The following is an 11,085-nucleotide window of genomic DNA, read 5'->3' as shown; positions in this document are numbered from 1 at the left end:
GGCTCGGGTCCGGCGCGCCGGACTAGGACCCGGTCCCGTCAGGGACGGGCCAATATCTTGCTCGAATGGCACCAGCCTGTGATGATACAGACCGATCCCAGTTCACCAGCGCGAACCAGATTGCGATCGAGTTATGCGCTCACAAAGGTCGATGACCATTGGCGCGGCATATTCCCAAGCCGGGACATCAGTGCAGCATGGTGCGCCGGCCACAGCATTGCTTGAACTTCTTACCTGAACCGCAAGGACACGGATCGTTCCGCCCGGTCTTTGCACCGGATCGCGCGAATGTGCCCGACGGCATACTGTATGCCGCACGGCGCTTGAGGAAATACCGGTGCATGCGCATGACGCCGGCTGCCGCTCCGATGATCAGCGCCTCACGCCTTTCATCGCTCACGGGCTCTTCGTAGGGGCGCATCTTGGGATATTCATGATGCTCATAGGCCAGCGCAAAAATGGGGATCATCGCACCGCCCTCGTTCTCATCGTCGACAAGCTCGCGCCAGATTTCGTGACGCAGATTTGTTCCGGCCAGAAATCCCTGCGCCCAATGATTGCCTCGGACGTTACCCTCTTCATCCTCGTACAGTTGAGGCAGGTAGACGTCGGCGGTATCAAGTTGGCGGTTCACATGATTCCAGTGACGGCCGACCAGCTCGGTGAACTCCTGGGCCTCGGCCAGGTCTTCGAAAACCAGATCGCCGTCTTCGGTTTCTCCGCTTTGCAGAACGCTCATGTACTCGCTCGGCATGATCAGGTCCGGGCAGCAAGCTAATGCCGCGAAAAAGCCATCAAGCGCTTCGATGTTGGGAATGGTGCCACCCTGCACGCGGGCAAGATATGCGTCGAGGCGGTGCTCTTCTTGCTCTGAAAGCTCTGACTTTAAGTTCATGGCGCCCCCCTATGGCTCTCGATTACCTTCGCCGACAATCCCGTAAAAATCGATTAAGTTCAAACCCCTTCCGACACGTGCCAGCACCCCAAAGGAGCAGTCTCGTTCTCTCTTGGGGCAGCTGTCCCGGTAGCGCAGACTTGCGTCGCCGTCCGGATATTGCACAGCAGTCGTAGGCTTGTGCCACTGCCGTACACAGAGGTTGCGGCTCCCGCGCGGATAGCGCCGGTCCGGTTTGAGGTCGGGCGTGCCCCGGCGTCAAACCGGACAAATTTTTAGATCCTGCCGTCCTCAAAGCAAAACCGCCGCCGGCATGGGCGGGGGTACGGGGCGTCGGATCAAAGCTCGATCCCGGGTTTGAGGTTGCCGTCCGGGTCCAGCCAGTGCCGGGCGCGGGCGCAGGCGTAGCAGATGCATGTTCCAGCGCCGGCCACCACGACGGGGGCGAGAAAAACCACAGGGTTTGACGCGCCGCATTTGCGGCACGTCATGGGCGGCAGGATCGCGGGGGCGCTCACGCCGCCGCCTCCTTGGTCTGGCCTGCCGCATTCAGCAGGTAGTCGGCCGCCTTCTGCGCTTCCGAGGCTGCCCGGAAAATCGCGCGCTTGTCCTGCTTGATGGCCTGTAGCCAACTTTCCACGTAGGCCGCGCTTTGATCGAATTCCGGCTCGATGCCGATCTGCGCGCCAAGGAAACAGGCGCCGATCTCGGCCACCAGCTCTTCGAACGCGTAGGCCTCACGGTTGGCAAACTTCTTGATCCGGTCGAGGCGCTTTTCGCTGCCGGTCCAGTGGACGGATTCATGGGCAAGGGTCGCAAAATACCCTTTAGCGCTGTGGAAGGTCGCCACGGGCGGCATGTGGATGTGATCCTTTGCCGGGCTGTAATAGGCGCGCGGCTCCTCTGTGGTCACGATCTCCGCGCCGGTGCGGGCAAAGAACGCCTCCAGCGCGGGGTCGGTCTCGGTGCCAAGGTCGCGCGGGGGCTCGGGCTGGATATAGTATTCCGCTGGCAAGCCTTCGATCTGATCAGCGTTGAACACGCGATAGGCGCGGGCATAGGGGATGTCCTCCTCTTGGCCGGCCTCGTTCTCACGGGTGAAGGTGCCGTATTTCACGACGGTGGCGGATTTCTCGCCCTTGCGCACCTGCGCGCCAAGCTCTTGGGCTTGCTTGTAGGTCATCCAGCGGCTCGACAGGTAGCCATGCTTGGCCGCCATCACCCAGAGCATCAGAACGTTGATGCCGCGATACTCCTCGCCATTGTGCCGGGTGGGAAAGGCGATGCCGGATGTGCTGCCGGTCCAGGGCTTGCGCCACGGGGGCGTGCCCGCTTCGATCTCGGCAATGATGGTGTCGGTGACATGGGTGTAGACGTCAAATTTCGGTGCCATGTGTGGCCTCCTCTCAAGGTGACGCGAAAGGGCGCTTTCCCTTCCGCCGATGGGCTGCGCCTCGGCCACCTGATCTGACCGAATACGCATGTATTCGGCGGAACAGAGTGGGTGGGGGCGAAGCCCGACCCACGGCCGGGGAGCGGACAGTCCATGGGTCGGAGACGGGCCTGGCGCGGCCCGCAGGCCTTCAGGCCGAGGACACGGGGCCCGGCGGAGACGACGCGGCACGCGGCGCTTGCCCATTGACGGGACGGGACACGGCTGTTGGGCGGACCAACAGAGAAGAAAAAAGGCCTTCGGAGGGGTGAGCGGGCCAATGGCCCGTCGAACCCCTGCGAAGTCTATGGCCTTGTGCTGCCCGCGCGCGAAAGCGCGGGTTCACTATGAAAAGGCGCCATGCGGCGCCCTCAGATCATGCTTTGTGCAAATGTGGGTAAGCGCAAACCTTCATTTGCGGAAGATGCCGGCCTCGTCTTCGAGCTCCTTGATCCGCTGCTCGACGAAGGCCTGAATCTCCGCGCCCATCTTGCGGCCCGTCGCACTGCAGGCCGTCTTGAACCGCGTGTGCATGGAGGCTGGCAGGTCGAGGCTCAGGCGCTTGGTGGGCTCGGTCGACCGCAGAGAAGGCGCACTGCCATCTCGACGGTCATGGCCAGCACCGCCTTGCTCGAAGGCCCGTATTTGATCATCCGTTGGCGGCTTGGGCTTCGGCGCCGTCGAAAAGCTCTTCTTGGACATAGGTCTCGATCTCTTGGGTGAGGGCTTGGATTTCACGGGCGGCGGGGCTCGATGGCGCCCATTCGAAAATCGTCTGGCCCATGGTCAGGCTTTCGGCAAAGGCCACGCGCTGTTCGATCTCAGCATCGAGGATCGGGATGCCGGCCTCGGCAGCCATGGTGCGGATTTCACGGCCGATGATCGTCTTGCCGATCTTGCGGGAAACAACAAACCCACATTTAAGGGACGGCTTGAAGTCCTGCGCCTCGCGCACCTGCCGCACGGTCAGATCAGACGCCCAGGCCGACAGCCCCGAGGGCTCGATCGGCAGGGCCACGAAGTCGGACGCTATGATGCAGGACCGCGCGACCTCTTCGGCATGCGGCGGGCCGTCGATGATCGTATGGGTGTAGTCCCCTGCCAGCTTCAGCGCATCCCGCGCCATATTGGCCCGGGCCATGCTCACCACCTGAAAAGGGGCCTCGTCGCGCAGGCTCGCCCAGGTCCCCGCCGAGCCCTGCTTGTCGGCATCGATTAACAGCACTTTGTGGCCCTGCTGTGCCAGCTGCGCCGCGACGTTCACGGCCAGCGTGGTTTTGCCGACGCCGCCCTTTTGGTTGAGGAATGAGATGATCATGAGGCAAGAGTCCCATAGTTCCATTTATGTGTAAATGTAAAAACCCACATTATTACCTTCATCCGCACACAAACTTGGCGGGTCGAACTTGAAGTGAGGCGTTTTCCAAGCTAGCAAAGTACCAGCACAGAAATTGTGCTGTTGGCGGCAAATGGATTCGTTGGAAGGCGACAGCTTGGAAAAGACAAAAGACAGGCAGCTACGGTGGGGCGTAGAACAACGCCTAGAATTCATTGAGTTCCGCCTGTTTTGGGAGGGGCATGTCAACCGTGGCGACCTGATGGATCAGTTCGGGATATCGATCAATCAAGCGTCCAGCGATCTCAGCCGTTATGCTGAATATGCCCCCGGCAACATGGTCTACGACAAAAGCGCCCGGACCTACGTGCGCGGGCCTGAGTTCAAGCCACAGTTCCTAGAGCCTGACGCAAGCCGCTATCTGGCCCAGCTGCGGTCTGTCGCTGATGGTATCCTCGACAGAGAAGACTCTTGGATAGCCGACCTGCCGCCTTATGCAGCCTCGCCCACTCCCGTGCGAGGCGTCGACCCTGTAACACTCCGGGCAGTCGTCGGCGCCATCCGCCGGTCCGAGGCGATCGAGGTGAAGTACCAGTCCCTGTCTAGCCCCGAGCCGCGCTGGCGCTGGATCGCGCCTCACGCCATCGCGTTCGACGGGTTCCGCTGGCACACCCGGGCGTTCTGCCTGACCGATGACTGCTTCAAGGACTTCCTACTCTCACGGATCATCGACATCCGCGGATCACGGGAAAGCGAAACGTCGGCCGACGAAGATCGCGACTGGCATTCCGAGGTCACCCTGGAGGTCGGTCCCCACCCTGACCTCTCGGAGACGCAGGCGAAGGTCATCGCGCGTGACTACGGGATGCGGGGTGGCAAGGCCAAGATCAAGGTGCGGCGCGCGCTCCTCTACTACGCGCTGAGGCGGCTTGGGCTCGATACGGACCCGGCAGCTAGGAGGCCGCAGGATCAGCAGATCGTGCTCCTCAATCGAGAGCACATAGGTCGCCTCACCCCCTCCGTTGGTAGTGCCTCCGGTCCCGCAAAAACAGGTTCCGGAGAGCTAAATTGATTACGGAATATCACGCCAAACTATTTGCGTACGAATTGAGCAAGCGGCATTCAGTTGCCGACACTGAGAAACTCGCTGGCGCATTGCTGGACGCGCAGGTGGACCTCAATCCTCATCAGGTTGAGGCTGCACTGTTCGCGTTCAAGTCACCGCTCTCGAAAGGGGCGATTCTGGCTGACGAGGTGGGCCTCGGAAAAACAATTGAAGCCGGATTGGTCCTTGCCCAGAAATGGGCTGAGGGGAAGCGTCGCATCCTCATCATCACGCCAGCCAACCTGCGGAAGCAGTGGTCGCAGGAAGTTGAGGAAAAATTCTTCCTCCCCACACTCATCCTCGAAGCAAAAAACTACAACAAGTTGTCGAAGGACGGGGTGCGTAGCCCGTTCGATCAGAAGCGCCTTGTGATCTGCTCTTTTCAATTTGCGGCTCGACACGCCGAGGCTTTGATGGTCATCCCTTGGGACTTGGTGGTAATTGACGAGGCACATCGCCTGAGGAACGTGTACCGACCAGACAATCGGATCGGACGCACTCTGAAGGGAGCACTCATGAACGCGCCCAAGATCCTGTTGACAGCTACGCCCCTGCAGAACTCGCTGATGGAGTTGTACGGACTCGTCAGCCTGATCGATGACTTCACCTTCGGTGACGCAAAGAGCTTTCGGGCCAAGTACGCGCGGCTCACCGGTGATGATCAGTTCGACGAACTGAAGCAGCGACTGCAAGCTGTCTGCCATCGAACGCTCCGTCGCCAGGTGCTCGAATACATACGCTACACAAATCGCATTCCGATCACGCAGGAGTTCGTGCCAACCGAGGCAGAGCAGGCTCTTTACGACATGGTATCAGATTACCTCCGAAGGCCTTCTCTGCACGCGTTGCCGTCATCGCAGCGAACCCTCATGACGCTGATCATGCGGAAGCTGCTCGCATCCTCGACTTTCGCCATCGCAGGCGCTCTCGACACCCTTGCGCGGAAGCTTGAGCGGCAACTCAAGCAAGACACTGACCTGCGGAGCAAGCTCGAGGAGGAACTAGCGGAAGACTACGAGGAGTTCGATGAACTTGCAGACGAGTGGCCAGAAGGCAATGACCAGCCCGAATTGCTGTCCCCGGAAGACGTGAACGCGATCACGAAGGAAATCTCCGACCTACGCGAATTCCGCGACCTCGCTGTTTCGATTTCTGAGAACGCGAAGGGGCAAGCACTTCTCAGCGCGTTGAGTGCTGGTTTCGCGAAGACAGAAGAACTTGGTGCCGCCCAGAAAGCCATCATCTTCACGGAGTCGCGCCGCACCCAAGAGTATCTTGTGCGACTCCTGTCAGATAACGGCTACGGCGATCAGCTCGTTCTTTTCAACGGGTCCAACACCGATGCGCAATCCAAACAGATCTATGATGCATGGCTAGAGAAGCACAAAGGCAGCGATCGCATTACTGGCTCAAGGACGGCCGACATACGTGCCGCATTGGTCGAGTACTTCCGCGAGAATGCGTCGATAATGATCGCAACAGAGGCCGCCGCAGAAGGCATCAACCTGCAATTCTGTTCCATCGTGGTGAACTATGATCTGCCTTGGAACCCCCAGCGAATCGAGCAACGCATCGGTCGATGCCACCGCTACGGCCAGCTTTATGACGTTGTTGTCGTCAACTTCCTAAACAAGAACAACGCGGCGGACCAACGTGTCTACGAGCTCCTGGCTGAGAAATTTCAGCTATTCTCTGGGGTATTCGGCGCCTCGGATGAGGTCCTTGGATCGATTGAATCGGGGGTCGAATTCGAGAAACGGATCGTCTCCATTTACCAGAATTGTCGTACGTCAGAGGAGATCGAGTCCGAGTTCTCCCAACTTCGTGGCGAAATGGACGAGAACATCAGCGCAGCGATGGAGGACACTCGGCGGAAGCTGCTGGAGAACTTCGACGCCGAGGTTCATGACCGCCTGAAGATCAATCTCGACAAGAGCAAGGAGTACATCGGACGATACGAGAGGATGCTCTGGGCGGTGACCCGGCATGAGCTCCGCGACCGAGCTCAGTTCGATGACGAACACCTCACCTTCACGCTGAAGGAGCCGCCAGGCGGGCTCGCTGTGCCTGCCGGAGGCTACGGGATCGCCAAGAACGGTCTGAGTGAACACCGATACCGTTTGGGTCACCCGCTGGCGCAACATGTCATCGAGTGCGCCAAGGCCCGAACCCTCGGAGGATCCTCTTTGGCATTCGATTACTCGGCATGGCCAGCCAAGGCCGTCACCATCGAACCGCTTGTGGGGCGCGGCGGTATCCTCGCGGCGCACTGCCTCAGCTTTTCGGGCTTCGATGCGCAGGACCACATCCTGTTCGCGGCGATGACCGATGAGGGCGAGCTCATCGAAGAAGATGTCGTTCGACGCCTTTTCGACATGCCGTGCCGCATCACAGGCGGGGCTGCGGCGATCGAAAGCTCCCGATTGGAGGGTCCGCTCGCTGCACGCGAACAAGCCGTGACCGACGCCCTGAAGCGCCAGAACGCGGAGTGGTTCTCGTCCGAGAGCCAGAAGCTCGAGAGGTGGGCTGAGGACAAGGTCTTCGCCGCCGAGAAGGAGTTGAAGGACGCGAAGGCGCGGATCCTCGAGCTCAAGCGCGAAGCGCGTACGGCCGAATCCCCCGACGAGCAGCACCGGATCCAGAAGCAGATCCAGGATCTGGAAAAATCCAAGCGCCGGTTGCGCCAGCGCATCTTCGAGGTGGAGGACGAGATCATCGACGAGCGCGATCAGATGATCTCGGACCTGGAAGCCCGCCTCCAACAGGATATCAGCAAGCAAGAGCTCTTCGCCATCCGCTGGACGGTCGTGTGAGCCAACAGAACGCAGGAGAAACCCGCTATATGCCGAACGTCGAGAAACAACGAGAACGCTTGATCAGCCTGCTGAAGGAGCTGTTCCAGCTCGACCAGCCCGACCTGGACTTTGGCTTCTATCGCATCATGCATGCGAAGGCCGGCCAGGTGACGAAGTTTCTCGAGGAAGATTTGCTGGGCATCATCCGAGATGCTTTCGGCGAGGCGGACGGCGCCCGTGTCGAGCAGGCGAAATCCGCCTATGAGGCCGCGCGCAAGCAGGCCGAGGAATTCGGCGCACCCGATCCGGATGCCGCTCCGAAAGTGAAGGAAGCCAAGGCGGCCTGGGATGCGGCCAAGGACAGCGGCAGCAACGAAGGCGACGTCTACGATCACCTCTACCGCTTCTTCGAGCGCTATTACGACAACGGCGACTTCATGAGCCGCCGCTACTTCGCGCGCGAGACGGACGGCAAGGCCGCCCCCTATGCCGTCCCCTATGACGGGCGCGAGGTCTATCTGCACTGGGCCAACCGTGACCAGTACTACATCAAGACGTCCGAGTACCTGACCAACTTCACCTTCGATCCGACGCAGGCGAAGGAGTTCAAGGACAAGCACGGCGCGCTGTTAGAGCAGAAGCCGCTCAAGGTCCACTGCCGGATCGTCTCGGCGTCCGAAGGCGAGCACAACAACGTCAAGGCGTCCGAACAGACCGAACGCTACTTCATCATCCACGAGCCGGAACCGGTGAAGATCGAGGTGGGCGACACCGGCGAGCCGGAGCTGGTGATCCAGTTCCAGTATCGCCCGGATCCCGAGAAGACGGGCCAGGACGGGACATGGCGAAAGAAGCGCGTGGTCGATGCGGCCAAGAAGGTGAAAGAACTGCTGCATAAGCTGGAGGGCGGGGACGACTATGTGACCGCCCTGATGACACCGGCGCCGACCGAGGCCGAGAAGGACCGGACGCTGCTGGAGAAATATCTCACCCACTACACCGGCCGGAACAGTATGGATTACTTCATCCACAAGGATCTGGGCGGGTTCCTGCGGCGCGAGCTGGACTTCTACATCAAGAACGAGGTCATGCGGCTGGACGACATCGAGTCCGGCGATGTGCCGCGGGTGGAAGCCTACCTCGCCAAGGTCAAGGTGTTGCGCCGCATCGCGCGGCACCTGATTGACTTCCTCGCCCAGCTTGAGGACTTTCAGAAGCGGCTGTGGCTGAAGAAAAAGTTCGTTGTCGATACGCATTACTGCATCACGCTCGACCGTATCGCGGAGGAATTCTATCCGGAGATTGCGGCCAACGACGTGCAGCGTGAACAGTGGGTTCAGCTTTTCGCCATCGATCAGCTCGACAATTACTCGGTGCCCCTAACAGTTGAATTCCTGCAAGAGAACGAAAAGCTTCTTCTGGATACCGCTCTTTTTGAGGCCGATTTCAGAGATCGTGTAGTTTCAGAAATTCAAGATATCGACGCCGAACAAATCGGGCAGCTTCTGCACTCTGATAATTTTCAGGCTCTGAGGGTTCTAAAAGAGAAACTTAAGAGCGGCGTCAAGTGTATCTATATCGATCCGCCATACAACACCGACAGCAGTTCCATTCCATACAAGAACAGCTATAAGCATTCGTCTTGGGCAACACTGATGCACGACAGACTTCATGCGATGAAGCCGTTGTTGCCTGAGAATGGCGCGATTTTTGTGAGTATCGACAAGGCCGAGAGAACGGTACTTGAGCATGCAATGGATGCGGTCTTCGGTCCGGAGAACCGGATTGAAGAGCTGATCTGGTCGATGAACACCAATAATAGCCAAGTTCCAAACTATTCGACCAACCACGAATACGTTTTGGTTTACGCGAAGGACAAGCCAACCGCTGAGAAAGACCGGAACATGTTCAGAGAACCCAAGCCGGGTTATCTGGAAGTGATGGAGCTTATAGCAGCTCTGAACGCAGATTACCCGCCGATCTCGGAAATTGAAGAGGCAATCAAGAAATTATACAACGATCACAAAATCGCTTATCGCGAAGAAATTGAAGCGCAAGGTCTTGACTGGGAGGACCTTCAGAAGGACGACCCGTGGAAGGGACTGTTTAACTATAAGAATGCAGAATATCGCGATGCTGATGGGAAGATCGTTGACGAGTCTGTTGCTAGAGAGCTTCAAGCGCAGATCTGGGTCTTCAGGGAGTCTGACCTCGCACTACCAGCGACCAAACAAGCCGCAAGTACACGTGATCCCAAGAGCCCTAACTATCGATTCTATTCCGCCAATCATCCAATAACAGGAAAGCCGGTCACAATGCCCAAGAGTGGCTGGAAGTTTCCGTATGACCGAGCGGAGGATGACACAAATCGAACAACACTTAAGACGTTGGACGAGGACGGGCGTATTGCATGGGGCGACACCGAAGCCAAGGTTCCCCAAATCAAGAGAATGCTCCATGAAGTCGAAACAAACGTCGGAAAGAGTATTTTTGTAGATTATTCGGACGGGGAAAAGCAAACCTCTGCGATGTTTGGTCAGTCTGGTATTTTTCTTGCGCCGAAGCATGCTGATTTTGTTTCTCGTTTCATAACGCACGCGGCAGAAAAAGACTCGACGATCCTTGATTGTTTCGGCGGCTCGGCAAGCACTGGGCATGCCGTGATATCGCTGAACAGAGCTGATCACGGCTCCCGCAAGTTCTGTCTGGTTGAGATGGGCGAATATTTTGATACGGTTACGCGACCGAGAATGCAGAAGGCAATCTACGCGTCACAGTGGCGGGACGGGAAACCGCTTTCGAACGACGGCTTGTCCGCTCTGTTCAAATATGTTCGGCTCGAAAGTTACGAAGATGCCTTGAACAACCTTACGCTCCTCCCCGGGACCGACTTCAAGGGGGCCAAAGGCGACTTCGCACGCGACTACATGCTTCGCTACTGGCTCGATTTCGAGACCAAGGGCAGCCCGTCGCTCCTGAACATCGAATGGTTCGACGATCCGACCGCCTACAAGCTGAAAATCAAGAAGCCCGGCACGGACGAGTATGTCGAGAAGTCCGTGGACCTGGTCGAGACGTTCAATTGGCTGATCGGCCTGCATGTCGAGCATCTGGACCGTTGGCGCGGCTATGACGCCGCCTTTAAGCGCGAGGTCGATCCCGAGCTGCCGGGGGACACGAACACCCGGCTGATGCTCGACGGCGCGCTGAAGGAGACGGATGACGGCGCCTGGCGCTTCCGTAAGGTCGAGGGCTACACCCTGCGCACCCCCGGCGATCACAACGATCGCGAAAGGGCGTTGGTGGTCTGGCGGAAGCTCACCGGCGATCTCGAGCAGGACAACCTGATGCTGGACGAGTGGTTCCGGAAGTACCGCCTCTCAGCGCAGGACACCGAGTTCGACGTGATGTACGTGAACGGCTCCAACAACCTGTTCAACCTCCGCAAGGACGAGGAGACCTGGAAGGTGCGCCTCATCGAGGAAGCCTTCCACCAGGCGATGTGGGACGTGGAGGGCTGAC

At 58.7% G+C, this 11,085-nt stretch carries 8 protein-coding genes; 3 read left to right on the top strand and 5 right to left on the bottom strand.

Going from position 1 to position 11,085, the window contains the following annotated elements:
* Positions 1–187: 187 nt before the first annotated feature.
* The 5 genes from PAF18_RS13955 to parA form a co-directional block, all read right to left on the bottom strand.
* Positions 188–895, bottom strand: coding sequence for a UPF0149 family protein (locus PAF18_RS13955; RefSeq protein ID WP_271116303.1), 708 nt, complete (start codon positions 893–895; stop codon positions 188–190).
* Between the two features lie 338 nt (positions 896–1,233).
* Positions 1,234–1,413: a hypothetical protein gene (locus tag PAF18_RS13950; protein WP_271116302.1), complete on the bottom strand. Its 180-nt coding sequence runs from the start codon at positions 1,411–1,413 to the stop codon at positions 1,234–1,236.
* The gene (locus tag PAF18_RS13945; protein ID WP_271116301.1) at positions 1,410–2,288 is read right to left on the bottom strand and encodes an ArdC family protein; all 879 of its coding nucleotides are present in this window, start codon (positions 2,286–2,288) and stop codon (positions 1,410–1,412) included. Before PAF18_RS13945 ends, PAF18_RS13950 begins: the two co-directional genes overlap by 4 nt.
* A 450-nt stretch (positions 2,289–2,738) precedes the next feature.
* Positions 2,739–3,029, bottom strand: a complete 291-nt coding sequence (locus PAF18_RS13940) for a hypothetical protein (RefSeq protein ID WP_271116300.1) — start codon at positions 3,027–3,029, stop codon at positions 2,739–2,741.
* Positions 2,977–3,645, bottom strand: coding sequence for a ParA family partition ATPase (gene parA / locus PAF18_RS13935; RefSeq protein WP_271116299.1), 669 nt, complete (start codon positions 3,643–3,645; stop codon positions 2,977–2,979). The genes PAF18_RS13940 and parA overlap by 53 nt, the downstream gene beginning before the upstream one ends.
* Positions 3,646–3,796: 151 nt before the next feature.
* On the opposite strand from parA, the gene PAF18_RS13930 reads away from it, so the two are divergent.
* From PAF18_RS13930 to PAF18_RS13920, 3 genes are read left to right on the top strand one after another with little or no spacing between them, the layout of a single operon-like run.
* The gene (locus PAF18_RS13930) at positions 3,797–4,735 is read left to right on the top strand and encodes a BrxR family helix-turn-helix transcriptional regulator (RefSeq protein ID WP_271116298.1); all 939 of its coding nucleotides are present in this window, start codon (positions 3,797–3,799) and stop codon (positions 4,733–4,735) included.
* Positions 4,732–7,581, top strand: coding sequence for an SNF2-related protein (locus PAF18_RS13925; protein WP_271116297.1), 2,850 nt, complete (start codon positions 4,732–4,734; stop codon positions 7,579–7,581). Before PAF18_RS13930 ends, PAF18_RS13925 begins: the two co-directional genes overlap by 4 nt.
* Before the next feature lie 29 nt (positions 7,582–7,610).
* Positions 7,611–11,084 carry a site-specific DNA-methyltransferase gene (locus PAF18_RS13920; RefSeq protein ID WP_271116296.1) on the top strand — a complete coding sequence of 1,158 codons (3,474 nt, stop codon included), beginning with the start codon at positions 7,611–7,613 and terminating at the stop codon, positions 11,082–11,084.
* Position 11,085: the final 1 nt, after the last annotated feature.

Origin of the sequence: Paracoccus sediminicola (assembly GCF_027912835.1) — a bacterium.
In the GTDB taxonomy this organism is placed as follows: Bacteria; Pseudomonadota; Alphaproteobacteria; order Rhodobacterales; family Rhodobacteraceae; genus Paracoccus; species Paracoccus sediminicola.
This window is presented reverse-complemented; position numbering and strand designations above follow the sequence as displayed.

What these genes read in the sequence shown, in the direction of transcription:
- parA (WP_271116299.1), bottom strand. Translation starts at nt 3,645, where the DNA reads ATGATCATCTCATTCCTCAACCAAAAGGGCGGCGTCGGCAAAACCACG.
- PAF18_RS13945 (WP_271116301.1), bottom strand. Translation starts at nt 2,288, where the DNA reads ATGGCACCGAAATTTGACGTCTACACCCATGTCACCGACACCATCATT.
- PAF18_RS13940 (WP_271116300.1), bottom strand. Translation starts at nt 3,029, where the DNA reads ATGTCCAAGAAGAGCTTTTCGACGGCGCCGAAGCCCAAGCCGCCAACG.
- PAF18_RS13955 (WP_271116303.1), bottom strand. Translation starts at nt 895, where the DNA reads ATGAACTTAAAGTCAGAGCTTTCAGAGCAAGAAGAGCACCGCCTCGAC.
- PAF18_RS13930 (WP_271116298.1), top strand. Translation starts at nt 3,797, where the DNA reads ATGGATTCGTTGGAAGGCGACAGCTTGGAAAAGACAAAAGACAGGCAG.
- PAF18_RS13920 (WP_271116296.1), top strand. Translation starts at nt 7,611, where the DNA reads ATGCCGAACGTCGAGAAACAACGAGAACGCTTGATCAGCCTGCTGAAG.